Source organism: Streptococcus nakanonensis (assembly GCF_059738785.1).
The window spans coordinates 17,026-38,035 of record NZ_AP027139.1 but is presented as its reverse complement, the minus strand read 5'-3'; the positions used below and the strand labels follow the sequence as shown (position 1 = coordinate 38,035).

The 21,010-nt window shown below is 40.4% G+C and carries 17 protein-coding genes, 1 tRNA gene, 2 rRNA genes, 1 other RNA gene and 4 pseudogenes; 3 read left to right on the top strand and 22 right to left on the bottom strand.

Features of this window, described 5'->3' with window-relative positions:
- Nucleotides 1-105 precede the first annotated feature (105 nt).
- On the top strand, nucleotides 106-1,005 hold the full coding sequence (locus AC6I9F_RS00210; RefSeq protein WP_498022090.1) for an Rpn family recombination-promoting nuclease/putative transposase: 900 nt from the start codon (nucleotides 106-108) through the stop codon (nucleotides 1,003-1,005).
- A gap of 257 nt (nucleotides 1,006-1,262) precedes the next feature.
- Here the strand turns inward: AC6I9F_RS00210 and AC6I9F_RS00205 are convergent.
- The 5 genes and pseudogenes from AC6I9F_RS00205 to AC6I9F_RS00185 all read right to left on the bottom strand — a co-directional run.
- A pseudogene (locus AC6I9F_RS00205) lies at nucleotides 1,263-1,720 on the bottom strand (hypothetical protein); the annotation flags it as partial.
- The gene (locus tag AC6I9F_RS00200) at nucleotides 1,639-2,262 is read right to left on the bottom strand and encodes a hypothetical protein (protein ID WP_498022088.1); all 624 of its coding nucleotides are present in this window, start codon (nucleotides 2,260-2,262) and stop codon (nucleotides 1,639-1,641) included. The gene AC6I9F_RS00200 and the pseudogene AC6I9F_RS00205, both read right to left, overlap by 82 nt.
- Nucleotides 2,263-2,706: 444 nt before the next feature.
- On the bottom strand, nucleotides 2,707-2,961 hold the full coding sequence (locus AC6I9F_RS00195) for a hypothetical protein (protein ID WP_164227038.1): 255 nt from the start codon (nucleotides 2,959-2,961) through the stop codon (nucleotides 2,707-2,709).
- A gap of 188 nt (nucleotides 2,962-3,149) precedes the next feature.
- The gene (locus tag AC6I9F_RS00190; RefSeq protein ID WP_164227039.1) at nucleotides 3,150-3,620 is read right to left on the bottom strand and encodes a hypothetical protein; all 471 of its coding nucleotides are present in this window, start codon (nucleotides 3,618-3,620) and stop codon (nucleotides 3,150-3,152) included.
- A 6-nt stretch (nucleotides 3,621-3,626) separates the two neighbouring features.
- The gene (locus AC6I9F_RS00185) at nucleotides 3,627-3,866 is read right to left on the bottom strand and encodes a hypothetical protein (RefSeq protein WP_050253546.1); all 240 of its coding nucleotides are present in this window, start codon (nucleotides 3,864-3,866) and stop codon (nucleotides 3,627-3,629) included.
- Between the two features lie 237 nt (nucleotides 3,867-4,103).
- Between AC6I9F_RS00185 and AC6I9F_RS00180 the strand changes: the two genes are divergently transcribed.
- On the top strand, nucleotides 4,104-5,270 hold the full coding sequence (locus AC6I9F_RS00180) for an IS30 family transposase (RefSeq protein WP_000160552.1): 1,167 nt from the start codon (nucleotides 4,104-4,106) through the stop codon (nucleotides 5,268-5,270).
- 315 nt (nucleotides 5,271-5,585) lie between these two features.
- Here the strand turns inward: AC6I9F_RS00180 and AC6I9F_RS00175 are convergent.
- From AC6I9F_RS00175 to comW, 14 genes and pseudogenes are all read right to left on the bottom strand, one after another.
- Nucleotides 5,586-6,317 (bottom strand): annotated as a pseudogene (locus AC6I9F_RS00175) (PspC family transcriptional regulator); the annotation flags it as partial.
- 59 nt (nucleotides 6,318-6,376) lie between these two features.
- Nucleotides 6,377-7,765 carry an N-acetylmuramoyl-L-alanine amidase family protein gene (locus AC6I9F_RS00170; RefSeq protein ID WP_498022086.1) on the bottom strand — a complete coding sequence of 463 codons (1,389 nt, stop codon included), beginning with the start codon at nucleotides 7,763-7,765 and terminating at the stop codon, nucleotides 6,377-6,379.
- Between the two features lie 366 nt (nucleotides 7,766-8,131).
- Nucleotides 8,132-8,491, bottom strand: a pseudogene (locus AC6I9F_RS00165) (Rpn family recombination-promoting nuclease/putative transposase); the annotation flags it as partial.
- Between the two features lie 12 nt (nucleotides 8,492-8,503).
- Nucleotides 8,504-9,415 carry an Rpn family recombination-promoting nuclease/putative transposase gene (locus tag AC6I9F_RS00160; protein WP_498022084.1) on the bottom strand — a complete coding sequence of 304 codons (912 nt, stop codon included), beginning with the start codon at nucleotides 9,413-9,415 and terminating at the stop codon, nucleotides 8,504-8,506.
- 117 nt (nucleotides 9,416-9,532) lie between these two features.
- A complete protein-coding gene (locus tag AC6I9F_RS00155; protein WP_498022082.1) occupies nucleotides 9,533-10,501 on the bottom strand; it encodes a ribose-phosphate diphosphokinase in 969 nt (322 codons plus the stop codon).
- Between the two features lie 145 nt (nucleotides 10,502-10,646).
- Nucleotides 10,647-11,462, bottom strand: coding sequence for a PrsW family intramembrane metalloprotease (locus AC6I9F_RS00150; RefSeq protein WP_498022080.1), 816 nt, complete (start codon nucleotides 11,460-11,462; stop codon nucleotides 10,647-10,649).
- A 24-nt stretch (nucleotides 11,463-11,486) separates the two neighbouring features.
- Complete coding sequence (locus tag AC6I9F_RS00145; RefSeq protein WP_498022078.1) at nucleotides 11,487-11,984, bottom strand: beta-class carbonic anhydrase; 498 nt, start codon at nucleotides 11,982-11,984, stop codon at nucleotides 11,487-11,489.
- 72 nt (nucleotides 11,985-12,056) lie between these two features.
- Nucleotides 12,057-13,418 (bottom strand): DNA repair protein RadA, encoded by a 1,362-nt coding sequence (gene radA / locus AC6I9F_RS00140; RefSeq protein WP_498023154.1) that lies wholly within the window; start codon nucleotides 13,416-13,418, stop codon nucleotides 12,057-12,059.
- 13 nt (nucleotides 13,419-13,431) lie between these two features.
- A complete protein-coding gene (locus AC6I9F_RS00135; RefSeq protein WP_498022076.1) occupies nucleotides 13,432-13,998 on the bottom strand; it encodes a histidine phosphatase family protein in 567 nt (188 codons plus the stop codon).
- Entirely contained in the window at nucleotides 13,949-14,392 is a 444-nt protein-coding gene (locus AC6I9F_RS00130; protein WP_261020497.1) for a dUTP diphosphatase, read from the bottom strand. The genes AC6I9F_RS00135 and AC6I9F_RS00130 overlap by 50 nt, the downstream gene beginning before the upstream one ends.
- Nucleotides 14,393-14,448: 56 nt before the next feature.
- An RNA gene (ffs, locus tag AC6I9F_RS00125) (signal recognition particle sRNA small type) lies at nucleotides 14,449-14,546 on the bottom strand.
- 32 nt (nucleotides 14,547-14,578) lie between these two features.
- Complete coding sequence (gene tadA / locus AC6I9F_RS00120; RefSeq protein WP_498022075.1) at nucleotides 14,579-15,046, bottom strand: tRNA adenosine(34) deaminase TadA; 468 nt, start codon at nucleotides 15,044-15,046, stop codon at nucleotides 14,579-14,581.
- 199 nt (nucleotides 15,047-15,245) lie between these two features.
- A complete protein-coding gene (locus AC6I9F_RS00115) occupies nucleotides 15,246-16,532 on the bottom strand; it encodes an adenylosuccinate synthase (protein WP_001832534.1) in 1,287 nt (428 codons plus the stop codon).
- 230 nt (nucleotides 16,533-16,762) lie between these two features.
- Nucleotides 16,763-16,999 (bottom strand): sigma(X)-activator ComW, encoded by a 237-nt coding sequence (gene comW / locus AC6I9F_RS00110; protein ID WP_498022073.1) that lies wholly within the window; start codon nucleotides 16,997-16,999, stop codon nucleotides 16,763-16,765.
- Nucleotides 17,000-17,230: 231 nt separating this feature from the next.
- Here comW and AC6I9F_RS00105 point away from each other — a divergent pair.
- A pseudogene (locus AC6I9F_RS00105) lies at nucleotides 17,231-17,463 on the top strand (transposase); the annotation flags it as partial.
- Between the two features lie 364 nt (nucleotides 17,464-17,827).
- Here AC6I9F_RS00105 and AC6I9F_RS00100 read toward each other — a convergent pair.
- The 3 genes from AC6I9F_RS00100 to AC6I9F_RS00090 form a co-directional block, all read right to left on the bottom strand.
- Nucleotides 17,828-17,901 (bottom strand) — tRNA-Asn (locus tag AC6I9F_RS00100).
- A gap of 5 nt (nucleotides 17,902-17,906) precedes the next feature.
- Nucleotides 17,907-18,022, bottom strand: a 5S ribosomal RNA gene (gene rrf, locus AC6I9F_RS00095).
- A 76-nt stretch (nucleotides 18,023-18,098) separates the two neighbouring features.
- Nucleotides 18,099-21,000 (bottom strand): 23S ribosomal RNA (locus AC6I9F_RS00090).
- Nucleotides 21,001-21,010 lie beyond the last annotated feature (10 nt).

The window sequence follows — 21,010 nt, the reverse complement described above, 5'->3', positions numbered from 1 at the left end:
GAGCCATACCCAATATTTTTCATACTTTTTACGAATAAATAGATAGAAGCAGTGAATCTAGTGAGCCTAGATTTAAAACTATGGTATAATAAAAGGAGGAAATAGATGATTCTCAGACATCCGGGCATTAGCCCAACCAATGACTTGGTTGCTAAGAAGATTTTTAGCAATCCAGAAATCACTTGTCAATTTATTCGCGATATGCTGGATTTACCAGCCAAAAATGTGACCATTTTAGAGGGAAGTAACATTCACGTCTTACCTTCCCTGCCTTACTCGGCCCAAGACTTCTATACCAGTATTGATGTCTTGGCGGAGTTGGATAATGGAACGCAGGTTATTATCGAAATCCAAGTTCATCATCAGAATTTTTTCATTAATCGTTTGTGGGCTTATCTGTGCAGTCAGGTTAATCAAAATCTTGAAAAAATTCGCCAACGAGAAGGTGATACACACCAGAGTTACAAACACATCGCACCAGTATACGCTATCGCAATTGTCGATAGTAATTACTTTTCAGATGACTTAGCTTTTCACAGTTTCAGCATGCGCGAGGATACGACAGGTGAGGTTTTAACAATTACAAACAATGGACAGGAAAACCATCTGGTTAAGATGGCATTCTTGGAATTAAAAAAATATAGAGAAACCAGCAAAGACGAGGTTCGCAAGCCGTGGTTGGAGTTTTTCGGGAATAAACCCTTTACCCAAGAACCTGAGCGAGCTATCAGCCAAGCAGACCAACTGCTGGACTACAAGAGCTGGGCCGAGGAGGACAGGAAGATGTTTAGTCAACTACGTATGCGTGAAGAACAGGCATTATTAGCACACGACTATGCCTTGGAACAAGCGGAGGAAAAAGGCTTAGAGCGTGGGCGTGCGGAGGGGCTTGAACAGGGATTAAAAGTAGGTTTAGTAAATCTAGTTCGCCAAGGTCTCCTGACTTCCGAGGTTGCCAGCCAGCAGTTGGGCATGACCGTCGCTAAGTTTGAGGCACTGTTATAAGATTATACAATCACTAATAACATAAAAGTAAATGGGAATGAAATATGGTCCTATTTACTTTTTATTTTCTATAGTAGATTGAAATAAGATATGAATAAAGTGATTAGGAAAGTCAAATTAATTTCTAGAAATGTTTTAGAATCCGTAGCGTACTATTCTAAGTTCAATCCAATATACTATCCAACAAAGCCCTCACTCGATTATATACCACAAAAAAACAGGAGATTTCTCTCCTGTCATGATTCAACTATCTAAAATTAAACCCATTCACCGTTTCCGTTTACAGTGTAACCATTTACAGTAGTATTTACTGCAAGGGTACCTGAACCGTCAACATAGTACCATTATCTTTAACCCAACCTGTTGCCATTGCACCGTTTGCATTTAGATAGTACCATGTACCATTATCTTTAACCCAACCTGTTGCCATCGCACCGTTTGCATTTAGATAGTACCATGTACCATTATCTTTAACCCAACCTGTTGCCATCGTACCGTTTGCATTTAGATAGTACCATGTACCATTATCTTTAACCCAACCTGTTGCCATTGAACCATCAGTATTGTAGAAATACCACATACCGTTTTCTTGTTTCCAGCCTGTTTTTGGAGAAGCTGGTTTAGCTGGTTCTACTACAGAATATGAGCTGTATGATGGAACATATGTAGGATTAGCTGGTCTTGCAGGAACAGAAGGTTTGCTGGTTGCTCTGGTTTTGGAGCTGGAGCCGGCGCTGGTTGAGATGGCTCTTCAGCTGGTTTCTCTGCCGGTTTTTCTTTAGCTTTATCTTCTTCTGCTGCTTTCTTATTTAATTCATCGATAAATTTTTCAGCTTGTTTTGCAGTTAAGCCTTTTTTGAAGCCTTCTACAATTTGTTTTCTTGTTTCATCTGATGCTGCTTTTAATGCTGCAATTGTATCAGCTTTTGCTTTTGCTTCTTCTGGACTATTAGTTTCAGCTTTTTCTAATTCTGCGATTGCTGCTTTCAATGCTGCGTCATAGTTCGCTAAAAATTCTTCCTGAGCTTCTTTCTCTTTTACTGCAGCCTCTTTATCTTCTTCTGCAGCTTTTTTATTAGCTTCATCAATTAAACCTTCAGCTTGTTTTGCAGTTAAGCCTTTTTTGAAGCCTTCTACAATTTGTTTTCTTGTTTCATCTGATGCTGCTTTTAATGCTGCAATTGTATCAGCTTTTGCTTTTGCTTCTTCTGGACTATTAGTTTCAGCTTTTTCTAATTCTGCGATTGCTGCTTTCAATGCTGCATCATAGTTTGCTAAAAATTCTTCCTGAGCTGCTTTCTCTTTTTCTGCTGACTTTTTATTTGCATCATCGATTGCTTTTTCAGCGTCTTCTGCAGTTAAGCCTTGTTTGAAACCTTCTACGATTTTAGCTTTTGTTTTATCTGCTTCTGCTTTTAATTTTGCAATCGTATCTTGAATTTGTTCTTCTATTTCAGGATTATTTTTTGCATCTTCTTCTAATTTTGCAATCGTATCCTTTAATGCCTTGTCAAAATTAGCTAAAAATGCTGCTTGTGCGTCTTCCTCTTCCTTAGCTTCTTTTTCCTCTGCAATTTCCTCTTCTTTAGCAATTCCTTCTACTTCTTTTTCAACTTCTTCTACAGTTAAACCTGCTTTGAAGCGTTTTTCATAGTCAGCCTTCTGGTCTTTAGTTCGTTTTTCAAATTCATCAATAAACCCTTAAATTTGTTTTTGTAATTCTGGATCTTCTTTTGCATTGTCTAAATATTCTTTTAATTCTTTAACTGTAGCTTCTACAGCTTTATCAAAATTAGCTAAAAATTCTTTTTGTGCTGATTCTTTATTTTCAGCTGGTTGACTACTAGCTACAAATTGACCTTCCGCTTTTACAACCGACGGTTGAGATACAACAAATGCTGATCCTAAAACAGCAACACTAGCCAAGCTAGCAGTTAGAAATTTTTTCTTATCCATAAAATATCGACCACCTTTGGTACTTTTTTGGTGCTATTTTACCATTTTTTTCCTAAAAATTCAAGAAATCACACTCCAAAATGATAAAAAATAAGAGGAATTTCCCCTTATTTTTATTTGATGAATCTACTATATCAATCTTTATTTTTTGATATTTAGAAGTGAATTTTTGACCAGCCTCTATGTAATTAAGCAAAACAATAATTACCTTTTAAGTCGGATTTAGATATTGCCCCTTCTTCGAAATCGATAGAATCTTTCTTAATTATGTCTATATTATCGTGAGTTTGAAGAGTTGAGATTGTCATACAAGCTAAGAAATACCAATGAATTACTCGCAATAATTCAAGATTATTTTGGGATTCAATTATTTCATCTATTTCTTTATCTAACTGTTGCTTCAGAGAACCCTCAACTTTTTTCGAATTTTTCACTATCGTTGAAACATCTGACTGTGTCTCTACAAAAGACAATACAACTTTAGCTAAAGCTGGATATTTGTCTTCGTATTCACAAATCATGTCTTTTATTATATATTTTTCTTGGAAAAGTGTGTATAGAAGATTATATACAAACATTTTCTTATGTTTTTTTGTATCTTGTAGATAGAAAAAGAAACCAAGTAATACAACAATAATTAAAAATAAAATTGTACTCATATTATTCTACCTCCTTTTATTATGAAACATTTTTTCTAAATCGTTAATTCTCTTATCTCTATTAACAATTATTTTATTGAGCTCTTCAATCACCTTGGCTTGACTGTTAAAGGTCGTCTCATAATCTTTCCGTCTTTCTTCTTGTAATTTAAAAACAAAATAATAAGCACCTAACGCTACTATGATACAGACTCCCAATGGAACATCATACCCAAAAAATTCTTTTAATGGCTCAATTATATTCATTTATTTAATCCTATTCAAAAAATATGAGATTAAATATAATCCCCATCACTAGTATAGTAATCTTTTGATATTTTGTCAACACCTTTGTCAACACTTTTTCAATTTTTTTACAAAAAATAACCTCCTGTAACTTCTCAAAGTAACTTCCACTTGCCTGACCAAAGTGGAAATTAGTCTAAAACGGATTTTTATGGTGGAATTAAGTGTGAGACGTTTGAGTTAGAAACGAGGTCTACTATGACAAAACATAAACACCTTACCCTTTCAGACCGTAATGATATCCAATTAGGTTTAGAGCGCAGTGAAACCTTCAAAGCTATTGGACAATCCATTCTAAAAGACCCGACTACTGTTTCTAAAGAAGTCAAACGAAACAGACAAGTCCGAGAGTCTACATGCCATAACCTTCCTTGCCCTCTACTCGACAAAGCTCCCTTTGTCTGTAACGGCTGCCCTAAAAGAAGACAGAATTGTGGCTATAAGAAGATCTTCTACCTCGCTAAGCAAGCTCAAAAACAATACGAACAAACTCTTGGCGAAGCTCGTGAAGGAACTCCCCTCAATTCCAAGACCTTCTGGGACATGGACAAAGTCATTTCTGATGGGGTTAAAAAAGGACAACACATCTATCATATTCTCAAAACTCATAACCTTGATGTCAGCTCCTCAACTGTCTATCGACACATCCGAAAAGGGTACCTATCTATCGCTCCGATTGATCTTGCCAGAGCCGTTAAATTCAAAGAAAGACGAAAAAGTAAGCTACCTTCCATCCCTAAAGAAGCTAAAAAAGGCCGTTCCTATGAGGATTTCCAAAACTATTTAGCACTGAATCAACTAGACTCTTGGCTGGAAATGGACACAGTTATGGGGAGAATGGGAGGTAAAGTCCTACTCACCTTCAATCTATCTTTCTGTAACTTTATCTTCGCTAGACTTCTGGATAATAAAACTGCCCTTGAGGTTACCAAACATCTCTATGACATCAAGAACACTCTTCACCAAGCGGACAAAGATTTCTTCCAACTCTTCCCTGTCATTCTTACCGATAATGGTGGAGAGTTTGCCAGGGTTGATGACATCGAAATGGATGTGCGAGGAGAGAGTAAACTCTTCTTTTGTGACCCTAATCGCTCTGACCAGAAAGGGAGAATTGAGAAAAATCACACGCTGATTCGCGACATTCTACCTAAAGGAACTTCTTTTGACAATTTAACTCAAGAGGACATCAATCTCGTCTGCTCTCATGTCAACAGCGTCAAACGTGCTGCTTTGAATGGAAAGTCAGCTTATGAACTCTTTGCCTTTACTTATGGAGAAGAAATTCCTAAGCTTCTCGGTATTTCTAAAATACCTGCAGAAGACGTCTGTCAGTCTTCTAAATTACTCCAACATAAGTTCTAAAAACTAACCTAAAACCCTATTCAAACGTCTCACACTAACTTCCACCATAGCGGAACTTAATCTGAAACGCTTTCAGATAAGAGGATTTTGTGCGCTCTTTTTTTCGATTCATTTTGGCTACAAAAGCAATAAAATCAAGCATTAGTAAAACCAGTGGAACTTACCCTGACATGGATTTCCACTGGTTTTTACAATTTTTATCAGATTAACTTCCACTTCTACTAGCGGTGGAACTTAGTTTGGGAATTTACCAAAAATAACCTCCTTATTGATAAAAAATAAGAGGAATTTCCCCTTATTTCTTTATTATATCCATTACACCCACTCACCATTGGCATTTACTGTGTAACCATCGATAGTTGTGTTCACAGCCAATGCACCTGATGAATATGAGTAATACCATTTACCGCTAACTTGGTACCAACCTGTCTTCATAGCACCTGAGCCAGCAAGATAATACCAAGTACCACCTTGCTTGAGCCAACCTGTTTGCATAGCACCTGAATCATTGAGGTAATACCAGTTACCATCTAAAAGCTTCCAACCAGTCTGCATAGCACCTGAACCGTCAACATAGTACCATTTACCACCAACTTCAAACCATTGGCTAGCTTTCATAGCACCTGAGCCATTAAGATAGTACCAATTACCATCAACTTGTTTCCAACCAGTTTTCATCACACCAGTTTCATCCAAGTAATACCATGACCCATCTTTGACCCAACCAGTCTTCATTCCATCTTCTTTAGAGAAATAATACCAATCCAGTCCAATTTTCTTCCATCCAACATGACGATTTCCCTCATCATCAATGAAGAATTTTTTACCATCAATTAAAACAATACCTGTTTTAAGGACACCTTCCTCATCTAAGAAATAATGTTTCCCATCTACTGTAATATCCCCTGTTAGACGAATACCTTCTTTTAGATAGTAAGTTTTATCATCAATTTTGATAAACCCAGTTTTCTTTTCACCATTTTCAACAAAATAGTAAACCTTATCAGCAACTTTTACAAAAGCTAGCTTTTTAACACCATCTTTTTCAAGTTTTAAGGGATAATAAAAAGCAGAAGAATACTCCTGCTTTTTATTATTTTACTGGATTATTTAACCCATTCACCGTTTCCGTTTACAGTGTAACCACCTACAGTAGTGTTAACTGCGATAGCACCTGAAGCAGTTGCGTAGTACCATTTGTCTCCTACTTGGAACCAGCCGTTAGCTTTCATGGCACCTGTAGCGTCAAGGTAGTACCAGCTACCGTTGTTTTGAAGCCATTGGCTAGCTTTCATAGCACCTGAAGCATCTAGGAAGTACCATTTACCACCGTCTTGCAACCAACCTGTAACGAGTTCACCTGAACCGTTTAGGTAGTACCAAGTGTTGCCATCTTTAACCCAGAATTTTTGCATTTCGCCTGCTGCGTTAAAGTAGTACCAAGTACCATCTACTTGTTTCCAACCAGTAGCTTTATCACCAGCAGTTGAGTAGTATGCCCACATACCTGCATGGTTTTTGTACCAACCAACTTTAGTATTGTTTACGTTTGTATCAGCAGCTTCAAATACAGAACGGTTGTAAGTCAAGCCTTTATCAGCAAATTTTTCTGAAACCATAGTTTCAGCAGTTTCAAGTGCATTCTTAGCCGCATCACGTTCAGCGCGAGCAGTCGCAATAGATGCTTCAGCTGCTCTAACCGCATCTTCAGCTGCTTTAACTTTCTTACCTAAGTCAAATGAAGCTTCAAGAATCTTAGATTGATCTCCTGCCATATAAGCAACAACTGCTGCTTTAGCGGCATTATAACGACCAATATTGAAAGCATTTTCTTTTTCTTCTGCTACTTTTTCTGAAAGTTGCTCATTAAGCTCATTAGCTTTCTTAACAGCAGCTGCATAGTCATTATTTACTTTTTGTAATTCATTGTTGATTTCTGCATCAACTTTTGCTCCTGCACTTTCAGCTGCTTTAACTGCTGAAGAATATTGAAGTTCTAAATCTAATTTCTTAGCACGCAATTCAGCGACTTTATCATTAGCAACACCTAATGATGCTTTGATGTCTTTAATCTCGTCTGCGATAATACCAACCTTATTTGTAGCATTAGTAATCGCTACATTAAGCTCAGCTACCTTGCTAGCTAATGCATTAGCATCACCTTGCATATCTTTAATCTTGATTTGTTCTTGTCTAAGAGCCTCAAGATTAGCATATGCCGCTTTAACTGTTTCAGGAAGTGCTTTATATGCTGCTTCTTTAGCAACATAATTAATATAAAGTTCTCTTAAAGTTTTTCCACCAAATTGTTGTTTATTCAATAGATTGTATTGGAAATCTCTAAGTTCTTCAGCTTTTGCTTTAACTTTAGCTTTAGCATTAGTATCAGTGATTCCACTTAAAATGCTATTAAAATCTACAATATCTGCTGAAACAGCTTGTGTAGCACCAAATGTAGCAAGAACTACTGCGCTTGTCAATAAAACTTTTTTCATCGTTTTATCTCCTTTGTTTTCTTTAAAATATTTTTTCGTAAGACTATCTTACTACCATACAGTATATAAATATTTGCAGGATTTGTCAAGGGTTTTCATCAACTTTTTACCTATTTTTTTCAAAAAAGGTGAAAAAACACCTTTGTGAGATGAAATACTCTTCAAATACAGTATCTCCCAAGTGAAAATCTCACAAATTTCTTAAACCCTGAGTCAAACCTCACATATCTAATCCATATCGATAGTTGGATAGAACTCACTTCCATGATATTATCCTATAACCCCTTCCAAATGTCAAGCAAAAATGACAAGTATTTTAGAAATAACTCGCCATTTCATTAACTTTCTACTATTTAAAATATGACCTCATAGCAAGGACTCAAATTCAGCTACTGACATGCCCAACTGCTCACTCGCAAATTCGGAAGTTAAAACATGTTGGCGTACTAAATCAAGAAAGGTAAATATTTTCCCACGCTCCAGTCCCTGTTCAACGCCTTCTGCTCGTCCTTGTTCAAGACCTTCAGCCCTAGCAGTTTCCAAGGCATAGTCCTGTGCTAACAAGGCTTGTTCTTCGCGTCTGCGTTGTTCACTAAACATTTTCCTGTCCTCCTCGGACCAGCTCTTATAGTCTAGCAGTTGGTCCGCCTGACTGATAGCTCGCTCAGGTTGTTGGGTAAAGGGCTTGTTACCGAAAAACTCCATCCATGGCTTGCGAACGCTATTACTGTGATGGTATTACAAAAGTGCTTCAAACTCCGCTACTGACATACCCAATTGTTCACTCGCGAATTCGGAAGTTAAAACATGTTGGCGTACTAAATCTAGAAAGGTAAATATTTTCCCACGCTCTAAACCTTGTTCAATACCTTCTGCACGACCACGCTCTAAGCCTTTTTCTTCAGCTTGTTCCAAGGCATAATCATGAGCCAATAATGCTTGTTCTTCACGCATACGTAGTTGACTAAACATTTTCCTGTCCTCCTCGGACCAGCTCTTGTAGTCCAGCAGTTGGTCTGCTTGGCTGATGGCTCGCTCGGGTTGTTGGGTAAAGGGTTTATTCCCAAAAAACTCCAACCACGGTTTGCGAACCTCGTCTTTGCTGGTTTCTCTGTATTTTTTTAATTCCAAGAACGCCATCTTGACCAGATGGTTTTCTTGTCCGTTATTGGTGATAGTTAAAACCTCACCTGTCGTATCTTCTCGCATACTAAAGCTGTGAAAAGCTAAATCGTCCGAGAAGTAGTTGCTATCTACAATTGCGATTGCGTAAACAGGTGCGATGTGTTTATAGCTCTGGTGTGTATCACCTTCACGTTGACGAATTTTTTCTAGGTTTTGATTGACCTGACTGCAAAGGTAAGCCCACAGGCGATTGATGAAAAAATTCTGATGATGTACCTGAATTTCAATGATTACTTGGGTTCCATTATCCAACTCCGCCAAGACGTCTATACTGGTATAAAAATCCTGCGCTGAGTAAGGCAGGGAGGGCAAGACATGAATATTACTTCCCTCCAAAATCGTCACATTTTTTGCTGGCAAGTCCAGCATATCGCGAATAAATTGACAAGTGATCTCTGGATTACTAAAAATCTTCTTAGCAACCAAGTCATTGGTTGGGCTAATGCCCGGATGTCTTAGAATCATCCTTTTCCTCCTTTTATTATACCACAGTTTTAAATCTAGGTTTACTAGATTCACTGCTTCTATCTATTTATTCGCAAAAGAGACGAAAAAACCTGAGAATTATCTCAGGCTTGGTCATTAAATTTTTTTCTCAATACCGAAAAGTGGAGAAAGTGGGCGTTTTTCATGGATACGTACAATAGCATCTCCTAGTAGATGAGCAATCGAAATCTGCTCAATCTTATCAATCAAACGCTCTTCTGGCAGATAGATGGTATCCAAAACAACCAATTTCTTAATAGCTGATTTTTGGATATTGTCCATAGCAGGACCAGAAAGAACTGGGTGCGTACAGCTTGCATAGACTTCAACAGCACCAGCCTCTGCAAGGGCATCTGCCGCATGACAAATGGTTCCTGCCGTATCAATCATATCATCAATCAAGATACAAGTCTTGCCTTCGACCTTACCAATGATGTTCATGACTTCACTAGTATTCATCTTATCAACGCTACGACGTTTATCAATAATAGCGATAGATGTTTTCAAAAATTCTGCCAACTTACGAGCACGAGTCACCCCTCCATGGTCTGGGCTGACAACCACATAGTCAGAACCAACCATGCCACGACGCTCAAAATAATCCGCAATCAGAGGAGCACCCATCAAATGATCCACAGGAATATCAAAGAATCCTTGAATCTGCGCAGCATGCAAGTCGATTGTCAATAAACGATCTACCCCAGCTACTTCAAGCATATTTGCGACAAGTTTTGAAGTGATTGGCTCACGCGCTCTCGCCTTTCTATCCTGACGTGCATACCCATAGTAAGGCATGACAACATTGATAGATTCTGCACTCGCACGCTTCAAAGCATCTACCATAATCAAAATTTCAAGTAGATTGTCATTTACAGGCGAGCTAGTTGATTGTAGGATAAAGACGTGTTTCCCACGGATTGATTCTTCGATGTTGACCTGAATCTCTCCATCTGAAAATTGGCGAACACTTGATTTCCCCAACTCTATCCCAATCTCCTGCGCCACACGTTTTGCCAATTCTTGATTAGAAGAAAGGGCAAACAGCTTTAAATCAGAAAAAGACATGATTTCCTCCGGTATATATGTATCGCTTGTGCTTTTCACAAGATTTTTCCATTTACCATTGTAGCGCTTTTTGCACTATTTTTCAATCAAAAATAAAAGAAGGGCACCATATTTGTACCCTTGCATCATTCTTTTAAAAAATATTCTAGTTCATCAACTCATTGTGCTTCTCAACAAAACGATAAGCCTGATAAAAACCATAGAGAGTAATAGCCGTAACCACTGGAATCGCTAAAGGCAACTCTGTCTCCAATTCTACAAAAGGAGAGTTAAACAAGAAGTGAGTTCCCAAGGCTAAACCTAGGAAAATAATCCCCTCTTTCTTGCCAACCTTCTGTCCTTTATAGGCTCTGTAAAGCAAGTAAACACCTACTACAGCTAGACCTGAAAGAGTCCAGTGAGAGGCAATTCCTGAGATGATACGCTCCAAAATCCTTGAAATGGTAAAGTCAAATCCCTCTGGCAAATCCGTACGAATATAGCCAATATCCTCAATCATTTGGAATCCCAAACCAGAAGCAATGCCTAGTAAAAACAAAGATTTTAATTTTCGTACAGGAATCAAAGCTAAAACAAAGACAAGTGGCAACAATTTCAACGGCTCTTCTACCAAAGGAGCCACAATAGCACTTTCAAAGGCATTTAAAAATGCACTATCTGGGAAAAGAATACCCAGCAAATCATGGATATAGGTATTCGCAAAGCTAGACAACCAGCCTGCAAGGAACATCCCACCCAATAAAGACAAGATCAAGGCCTTCTTTGGCAGTTCCCATTTTTTCCCAATACGGAAAAGGAAATAAAGAGCCGGAATCATGTAAAAGAGAGCTAGAAAGATAGAAACTCCCATTAGTCCATATTCCGCACCTGACATCGAACCGTCCGTATAGTAGATGGTTTCATATTGTAAACCAATACATAGCAATAAGATAAAAATAAATAAAATGCTGTTTTTCTTCATACACTTTCTTTCTAAATGAAGTATTTATAATTCTACGACTGTCATACTTCCTGTATCCACATCGTAAATAGCACCAGAGATAATGACATCATCTGGTATTAGGGGAGACTCGATAAGGAGTTGCATATCCTCGCGCACACTCTCCTCTATATTTTGGAAGGGCAAGAAGTCCTGGTCTGACACATCGACACCCAATTCTTCCTTCAAATACTCCTGAAAAGAGCCATTTTCAAAAGTCTGAACACCACAGTCTGTATGGTGCAACACCACAATCTCTCTTGTCCCCATTTGTTGCTGGGAAATAACCAGCGAACGAATCATGTCTTCTGTCACTCGACCACCTGCATTCCGCAAGATATGAGCATCCCCAAGTGCCAAACCTAAAGCTTGTGCAACGTGCAAACGAGAGTCCATACAAGTCACAATGGCTACTCTAGTTTTGGGTTTAAGTGGCAGATTTAACTGCCCATGTAGGGCAACATAAGCCTGATTGGCTTGCATAAACTGTTCAAAATACGACACGATTCCCTCCTCGAAAATTTGATAGTCAAATATTTCTCCTATCTTATCATTTTTAAGAGGATTTGTCACGGATTATGCAAATACCTTTTTCAAAACTTCCTGAATCGTTGTCACCCCAATGACCTGAATTTCCTTGGGCGGGGTGATTCCTGTCAAGGAATTCTTTGGTACATAAATCTTAGTAAAGCCCAGTTTAGCAGCTTCATTGATACGTTGCTCGATACGGTTTACACGCCGAATTTCTCCAGTCAAGCCCAATTCTCCCACAAAACATTCCTGAGGATTAGTTGGCTTGTCTTTATAACTCGAAGCAATGGCAACTGCAACGGCCAAGTCAATGGCAGGTTCATCCAATTTGACACCGCCAGCAGATTTGAGATAGGCATCCTGATTTTGTAAGAGAAGACCTGCCCGTTTTTCCAAAACAGCCATAATCAAGCTAGCGCGATTGAAGTCAAGACCTGTCGTAGTACGCTTGGCATTTCCAAACATGGTCGGTGTTACCAAGGCCTGAACCTCCGCCAAAATCGGACGCGTCCCTTCCATGGTCACAACGATTGATGAGCCAGTCGCTCCATCCAAACGCTCTTCTAGGAAAACTTGACTCGGATTGAGGACCTCAACCAAACCGCCCGACTGCATCTCAAAAATCCCAATCTCATTAGTGGAGCCAAAACGGTTTTTGACCGCTCTTAAAATACGGAAGGTATGGTGGCGCTCTCCTTCAAAATAAAGCACCGTATCCACCATATGCTCTAGCATACGAGGACCAGCCAAGGTTCCTTCCTTGGTCACATGACCTACGATAAAGATGGCAATGTTATTGGTCTTGGCCAGTTGCATAAGTTCAGCCGTCACCTCACGCACTTGAGAAACAGACCCCTGCACTCCTGAAATCTCAGGAGACATAATGGTCTGAATGGAGTCGACAATGAGAAAATCTGGTTGTATGCGCTCCACCTCAGCTCGAACACTCTGCATATTGGTCTCTGCATAGAGATAAAACTCACTATCAATATCCCCCAAGCGCTCTGCTCGTAGCTTAATCTGCTGGGCAGACTCCTCCCCACTGACGTAGAGAACCGTTCCCACTTGGGACAACTGGGTTGAGACTTGTAGGAGAAGGGTTGATTTCCCGATTCCAGGATCCCCACCAATGAGGACAAGACTTCCCGGTACCACTCCGCCTCCAAGTACACGGTTGAATTCCTCCATCTCCGTCTTGGTTCGATTGACATTGATGGAAGTAACCTCAGCCAGTTTCATGGGCTTGGTTTTCTCACCTGTCAAGGACACACGCGCATTCTTGACCTCGGCAACCTCAACCTCTTCTACAAAAGAAGACCAAGACCCACAGTTAGGACAACGTCCCAGATATTTAGGGGAATTATAGCCACAATTTTGACATACAAATGTCGCTTTTTTCTTTGCGATGATAAACCTCTTTCTATATCTCTAATTCACACTCAATTACTTGGCAAAAATCAATCTTCTCATTTGGCACAAACTGGCGCATGAGCATGTTGTGAGTTACCACTATCACAGTCTGGTAATCTCGATACTTAGCCATGCATTCTAGAAAACGAGACTTCATCTCCGTAGCTGTCTCATATTGAATAGGACTATTAGGAAGTAATTCCCTCTTATTTTCTAGAAACATAGTACGAGCTTTTTCAAAATTATCTGTGCCACTTTCATAGACCTGCCATTCATGTAATAATGGCTCCACTCTCAAAGGAAGTCCAGTAACACAAGCCACATAAGAAGCCGTTTCTAAAGCTCTTGTGACTGCAGAAGATATGATTATTTCAGCTGAAGGGAATAAAGGATTGGTGCTCAGTTTCTGGGCTTGTTGCCGTCCCTTCTCAGACAAGGGTGCCAAATCTATCCCAAATCCCGTATAAGAACGCTCCTCTAACTCACGGTAATCTGGCTCCCCGTGACGTACAAAGATAATCTTCATCTTAGTGTCCAGTTGACCCAAAACCACCAGTCCGCACGCCGTCTGCCGCATCTCCATCTACAATTAAGAAAGGAGCAAAGACAGCCTGGACAACACGTTCTCCAACTTCAAGAACAACCTCTTGGTCTGTGATATTCTTCATCTGAGCAAAAATATGACCTTCATTCCCAGGATTTCCATAATAATCCCCATCAATGACCCCAACTGAATTAATTAAAACCAAACCCTTCTTACGAGGGTTTGAAGAACGATCATAGAGGTATAGAACCTCAGTCGGTTGCATATAAGCCTTAACCCCTGTCGGAACCAATACAATCTCTCCTGGCGCAATAACCGTACGCACAGCAACCTTTAAGTCGTAACCAGCCGCATGCGCTGTCTCACGCTTGGGCAATAAATTTTCATCTGTAAAACTCGAAACCAATTCAAAACCACGAATTTTCATCATCTTCTCTTTTCTATTATCATTTATTCTAGATTATTCTATCTTATTTATTCGGAAAAAGCACGAAAAAAAGAGCACACAATTCAAATCGCTTAGGGCTGCTGGATTCCTCCCCTGACCCGCTTCACGCAGAACTGTTGCTCCACTATTTATTATATCACATTCCTATTCATTTTAAAAGCAAAATTATTTTTTCCGTCTATTTCTAAAAAAGTCCTGCATAATAGTTGCGCATTCATCTTCCAAAATTCCCGTTTCAACCTCCACACGATGATTGAGACGCTCATCTGTCAAGATATCGTACAAACTCCCAGCAGCGCCAAATTTCTGGTTTTTAGCCCCATAGACCACGTTTGGAATACGGGCGAGTCCAATCGCCCCACTACACATGACACAAGGCTCAATGGTCACAAAAAGCGTGCAATCCAGCAAGCGCCAGCTCTCCTCACTCAGATTCGCATTCTCTATGGCCATAATTTCCGCATGCATAACCGCTCGCTGCAGTTCCTCACGCGCATTATGCCCACGACCAATGATTTCTCCGTCTTTGACAATCACACAACCAATTGGAATTTCATCGTGTTCAAGAGCAATCTCAGCCTCTCTCAAGGCCTCTCTCATGAAGACTTCTTTTTCTTCAACTGTATAATTCATCCGTTTCTCTTTTCCTACTTATCGATTTTATTATTATATCATGAATCCCAAGACAAAAAAAGCCACCGAATGCGGTGACTTTATAGGGAGATTATTATGAAAAAGAAAAGTTTAGGATATTTGTTACAACAAGTTAGGAGGTCTTCTTGTAACTGTCTATAGTATACCCGACCTATCTTAAACAAATCTTAAAAATCTCTTAGGACCAAACACTTTCTAAAATATTTGTTTGTTCACGACCAGGACCCACTGAGAAAGTAGAAATACGAACGCCAACCAATTCACTAACACGACGAACGTAGTTACGCGCATTCTCAGGAAGATCTTCCAAATTACGAACTCCAGTAATATCTTCTGACCAACCTGGCAACTCTTCATAGATAGGCTTGCAACGTTTCAATTGCTCAAGACTAGCTGGATAGTAGTCAATACGTTGACCATCAAGATCATAGGCCACACAGATTTTCACAGTATCCAAACCGCTCAAAACATCAATAGAGTTCAAAGAAAGGTTAGTAATACCAGAAACGCGACGGCTATGACGCATGACAACTGAATCAAACCAACCCACACGACGTGGACGACCAGTTGTTGTACCATATTCATGACCAACTTCACGGATACGTTCTCCCACTTCATCAAACAACTCAGTTGGGAAAGGACCGTCTCCTACACGACTCGTATAGGCTTTGCATACACCTACAACCTTATCAATCTTACTTGGACCAACACCAGAACCAATTGTCACTCCACCAGCCACAGGGTTTGATGACGTAACAAATGGATAGGTCCCTTGGTCAATATCGAGCATGACACCTTGTGCACCTTCAAAAAGTACACGTTTACCATTATCAAGCGCATCATTCAAAATGACAGATGTGTCTGTCACATATTTCTTGATTTGTTGACCATATTCATAATATTCCTCAAAAATATCATCAAAAGCAATAGCTTTACTGTCATACAATTTTTCAAAAAGACGATTCTTTTCAGCAAGGTTACGTTCTAAACGCTCACGGAAAATGTCTTTATCCAAAAGATCTGCGATACGAATCCCAACACGAGCAGCCTTGTCCATATAAGCTGGACCAATTCCCTTGATTGTAGTCCCAATCTTATTGTCGCCCTTAGCTTCTTCTTGCAAACGGTCTAACTCGATATGATAAGGTAAAATAACATGCGCGCGATCAGAAATACGCAAGTTATCAGTTGTCACACCCTCCTCATGAAGATAGCTCAACTCTTTTACAAGAGATTTAGGATTTACAACCATACCATTCCCAATAACAGAGATTTTTTCAGGGAAGAAAATCCCAGATGGAATCAAGTGCAATTTAAACTTCTTACCATCAATCACAATCGTGTGACCTGCATTATCACCACCTTGGTAACGTGCAATCACTTCTGCATTCGCTGAAAGGAAGTCTGTAATCTTCCCTTTACCTTCATCACCCCACTGGGTACCTACAACAACAACTGAAGTCATAATCTTGTCTGAGCCCTCAGGCTCTTCCTTTCTCACATACATGGCAGGAATCTCACCTGCAATTATATCTTACAATTTATTATAAGAAAAAATCGCCTTTTTATCAAGAAGAAACAATAGAAAGATTTGCTATTTCCAACTATTAAAAAATGTTTTAGACAAATTACCAGCTATTTATTGTTATATTGCCATAAAAAAGTAAGTTTGTTCGGAAATTAACTCAGACTATCTCAACAAAAAATAGATCCCTGATTCATAATCAATTTTTCAAGATACAAACGATAAGCAACACGATAATGGTAAACAATAAAATCCCTACGACACCCAATGCCATATCTAACTAAATAATAAATCAAAAATTTAAAATGAAAATGTTCCCAGTCCCAACTATTATCAAAGAAAGTAGCATACTCTTCTTCGATACTGTCATAGAAATCAGTCATCTGATCATAAATATTTTGTAGCATAAGCATACACTCCTTTACTTTTTATGATCTTATTCTAACAAAAAATTTTAATTAATCATTAATAATTCCTGAATTGTTAAAATACCAACCTCAACAAGAGAAAAAATAGGAAAAGTTGACAGAATAGAAACAAATTTACTACCTGAATTAAACTATTGTAAAGACCTTATTAACTGCGTTAAATACTAAAAGAGACTGAGGTAAAAATCTTAAAATAAGAAAAACGCATAGTATCAAATTTTTCAAACTATCTTTAAAACATTTCTCAAAGATAACGAGAAAATTGTCAATGTCCTTAAACTAGCCTATTCTAACGCCAAACTAGAAGTCACTAATAATCCCATCAAACTTATCAAGCGCAACGCCTCTGGTTTTCGGAACTTTGAAAACTTCAAAAAAACGGATTTTCATCGCTCTAAACATCAAAAAAAGAAAGAACGAAATTTGCCCTTTCTCGAGATTAGCTTTTCTGGCTCTATAATATTTGTAGTGGGTAAATCCCCTATGGATATTATGGAGCCTATTTTATTGTAGAAAAAAAGTCCCATATCATCTATAATGAAAAGCGACCAAACCATCATTAGAAAGATTCATATGGAACAATTACATTTTATCACAAAACTACTAGACATTAAAGACCCTAATTTCTAAATTATGGATATTATCAATAGGGGTACACACTAAGATTCCTTTTAAGTGCTATCAGTGTTCGAAAATAATGGTAGCTGAGACTTCTATCGTCAAGAAAAATATCACTTGTCATTAGAGGCAAGACAGATTATTAATTACATAACAAAAAAAGAGGTCGAAACCTCCTTTAATTAACTACTCCGCCAGTAGGACTCGAACCTACGACATCATGATTAACAGTCATGCGCTACTACCAACTGAGCTATGGCGGAATAAAGCTAAGCGACTTCCATATCTCACAGGGGGCAACCCCCAACTACTTCCGGCGTTCTAGGGCTTAACTTCTGTGTTCGGCATGGGTACAGGTGTATCTCCTAGGCTATCGTCACTTAACTCTGAGTAATACCTACTCAAAATTGAATATCTATTCAAACCAAGAAAACCTCTCGCTTTCATATTCTCAGTTACTTTGGATAAGTCCTCGAGCTATTAGTATTAGTCCGCTACATGTGTCGCCACACTTCCACTTCTAACCTATCTACCTGATCATCTCTCAGGGCTCTTACTGATATAAAATCATGGGAAATCTCATCTTGAGGTGGGTTTCACACTTAGATGCTTTCAGCGTTTATCCCTTCCCTACATAGCTACCCAGCGATGCCTTTGGCAAGACAACTGGTACACCAGCGGTAAGTCCACTCTGGTCCTCTCGTACTAGGAGCAGATCCTCTCAAATTTCCTACGCCCGCGACGGATAGGGACCGAACTGTCTCACGACGTTCTGAACCCAGCTCGCGTGCCGCTTTAATGGGCGAACAGCCCAACCCTTGGGACCGACTACAGCCCCAGGATGCGACGAGCCGACATCGAGGTGCCAAACCTCCCCGTCGATGTGAACTCTTGGGGGAGATAAGCCTGTTATCCCCAGGGTAGCTTTTATCCGTTGAGCGATGGCCCTTCCATACGGAACCACCGGATCACTAAGCCCGACTTTCGTCCCTGCTCGAGTTGTAGCTCTCGCAGTCAAGCTCCCTTATACCTTTACACTCTGCGAATGATTTCCAACCATTCTGAGGGAACCTTTGGGCGCCTCCGTTACCTTTTAGGAGGCGACCGCCCCAGTCAAACTGCCCGTCAGACACTGTCTCCGATAGGGATCACCTATCTGGGTTAGAGTGGCCATAACACAAGGGTAGTATCCCAACAACGTCTCCTTCGAAACTGGCGTCCCGATCTCGTAGACTCCTACCTATCCTGTACATGTGGTACAGACACTCAATATCAAACTGCAGTAAAGCTCCATGGGGTCTTTCCGTCCTGTCGCGGGTAACCTGCATCTTCACAGGTACTAAAATTTCACCGAGTCTCTCGTTGAGACAGTGCCCAAATCATTACGCCTTTCGTGCGGGTCGGAACTTACCCGACAAGGAATTTCGCTACCTTAGGACCGTTATAGTTACGGCCGCCGTTTACTGGGGCTTCAATTCATACCTTCGCTTGCGCTAAGCACTCCTCTTAACCTTCCAGCACCGGGCAGGCGTCACCCCCTATACATCATCTTACGATTTAGCAGAGAGCTGTGTTTTTGATAAACAGTTGCTTGGGCCTATTCACTGCGGCTGACGTAAAGTCAGCACCCCTTCTCCCGAAGTTACGGGGTCATTTTGCCGAGTTCCTTAACGAGAGTTCTCTCGCTCACCTGAGGCTACTCGCCTCGACTACCTGTGTCGGTTTGCGGTACGGGTAGAGTATGTTTAAACGCTAGAAGCTTTTCTTGGCAGTGTGACGTCACTAACTTCGCTACTAAACTTCGCTCCCCATCACAGCTCAATGTTATAGAACTAAGCATTTAACTCAATTCACACCTCACTGCTTAGACAGACACTTCCAATCGTCTGCTTTAGTTAGCCTACTGCGTCCCTCCATCACTACATACTCTAGTACAGGAATATCAACCTGTTGTCCATCGGATACACCTTTCGGTCTCTCCTTAGGTCCCGACTAACCCAGGGCGGACGAGCCTTCCCCTGGAAACCTTAGTCTTACGGTGGACAGGATTCTCACCTGTCTTTCGCTACTCATACCGGCATTCTCACTTCTATGCGTTCCAGCACTCCTCACGGTATACCTTCATCACACATAGAACGCTCTCCTACCATACCTATAAAGGTATCCACAGCTTCGGTAAATTGTTTTAGCCCCGGTACATTTTCGGCGCAGGGTCACTCGACTAGTGAGCTATTACGCACTCTTTGAATGAATAGCTGCTTCTAAGCTAACATCCTAGTTGTCTGTGCAACCCCACATCCTTTTCCACTTAACAATTATTTTGGGACCTTAGCTGGTGGTCTGGGCTGTTTCCCTTTCGACTACGGATCTTAGCACTCGCAGTCTGACTGCCGACCATAATTCATTGGCATTCGGAGTTTATCTGAGATTGGTAATCCGGGATGGACCCCTCACCCAAACAGTGCTCTACCTCCAAGAATCTCTAATGTCGACGCTAGCCCTAAAGCTATTTCGGAGAGAACCAGCTATCTCCAAGTTCGTTTGGAATTTCTCCGCTACCCACAAGTCATCCAAGCACTTTTCAACGTGCCCTGGTTCGGTCCTCCAGTGCGTCTTACCGCACCTTCAACCTGCTCATGGGTAGGTCACATGGTTTCGGGTCTACGTCACGATACTAAGGCGCCCTATTCAGACTCGGTTTCCCTACGGCTCCGTCTCTTCAACTTAACCTCGCATCATAACGTAACTCGCCGGTTCATTCTACAAAAGGCACGCTCTCACCCATTAACGGGCTCGAACTTGTTGTAGGCACACGGTTTCAGGTTCTATTTCACTCCCCTCCCGGGGTGCTTTTCACCTTTCCCTCACGGTACTGGTTCACTATCGGTCACTAGGGAGTATTTAGGGTTGGGAGATGGTCCTCCCAGATTCCGACGGGATTTCACGTGTCCCGCCGTACTCAGGATACTGCTAGGTACAAAGACTATTTTAAATACGAGGCTATTACTCTCTTTGGCTGATCTTCCCAAATCATTCTTCTATAATCTTTGAGTCCACATTGCAGTCCTACAACCCCGAAGAGTAAACTCTTCGGTTTGCCCTCCTGCCGTTTCGCTCGCCGCTACTAAGGCAATCGCTTTTGCTTTCTCTTCCTGCAGCTACTTAGATGTTTCAGTTCACTGCGTCTTCCTCCTCACATCCTTAACAGATGCGGGTAACAGGTAGTACCTGTTGGGTTCCCCCATTCGGAAATCCCTGGATCATCGCTTACTTACAGCTACCCAAGGCATATCGTCGTTTGTCACGTCCTTCTTCGGCTCCTAGTGCCAAGGCATCCACCGTGCGCCCTTATTAACTTAACCTTATTTTTTG

Coding starts and splice junctions, on each gene's coding strand:
- AC6I9F_RS00210 (WP_498022090.1), top strand. CDS start 106: ATGATTCTCAGACATCCGGGCATTAGCCCAACCAATGACTTGGTTGCT.
- AC6I9F_RS00195 (WP_164227038.1), bottom strand. CDS start 2,961: ATGGATAAGAAAAAATTTCTAACTGCTAGCTTGGCTAGTGTTGCTGTT.
- AC6I9F_RS00190 (WP_164227039.1), bottom strand. CDS start 3,620: ATGAGTACAATTTTATTTTTAATTATTGTTGTATTACTTGGTTTCTTT.
- AC6I9F_RS00185 (WP_050253546.1), bottom strand. CDS start 3,866: ATGAATATAATTGAGCCATTAAAAGAATTTTTTGGGTATGATGTTCCA.
- AC6I9F_RS00180 (WP_000160552.1), top strand. CDS start 4,104: ATGACAAAACATAAACACCTTACCCTTTCAGACCGTAATGATATCCAA.
- AC6I9F_RS00170 (WP_498022086.1), bottom strand. CDS start 7,765: ATGAAAAAAGTTTTATTGACAAGCGCAGTAGTTCTTGCTACATTTGGT.
- AC6I9F_RS00160 (WP_498022084.1), bottom strand. CDS start 9,415: ATGATTCTAAGACATCCGGGCATTAGCCCAACCAATGACTTGGTTGCT.
- AC6I9F_RS00155 (WP_498022082.1), bottom strand. CDS start 10,501: ATGTCTTTTTCTGATTTAAAGCTGTTTGCCCTTTCTTCTAATCAAGAA.
- AC6I9F_RS00150 (WP_498022080.1), bottom strand. CDS start 11,462: ATGAAGAAAAACAGCATTTTATTTATTTTTATCTTATTGCTATGTATT.
- AC6I9F_RS00135 (WP_498022076.1), bottom strand. CDS start 13,998: ATGCGGCAGACGGCGTGCGGACTGGTGGTTTTGGGTCAACTGGACACT.
- AC6I9F_RS00130 (WP_261020497.1), bottom strand. CDS start 14,392: ATGAAAATTCGTGGTTTTGAATTGGTTTCGAGTTTTACAGATGAAAAT.
- tadA (WP_498022075.1), bottom strand. CDS start 15,046: ATGAATTATACAGTTGAAGAAAAAGAAGTCTTCATGAGAGAGGCCTTG.
- AC6I9F_RS00115 (WP_001832534.1), bottom strand. CDS start 16,532: ATGACTTCAGTTGTTGTTGTAGGTACCCAGTGGGGTGATGAAGGTAAA.
- comW (WP_498022073.1), bottom strand. CDS start 16,999: ATGCTACAAAATATTTATGATCAGATGACTGATTTCTATGACAGTATC.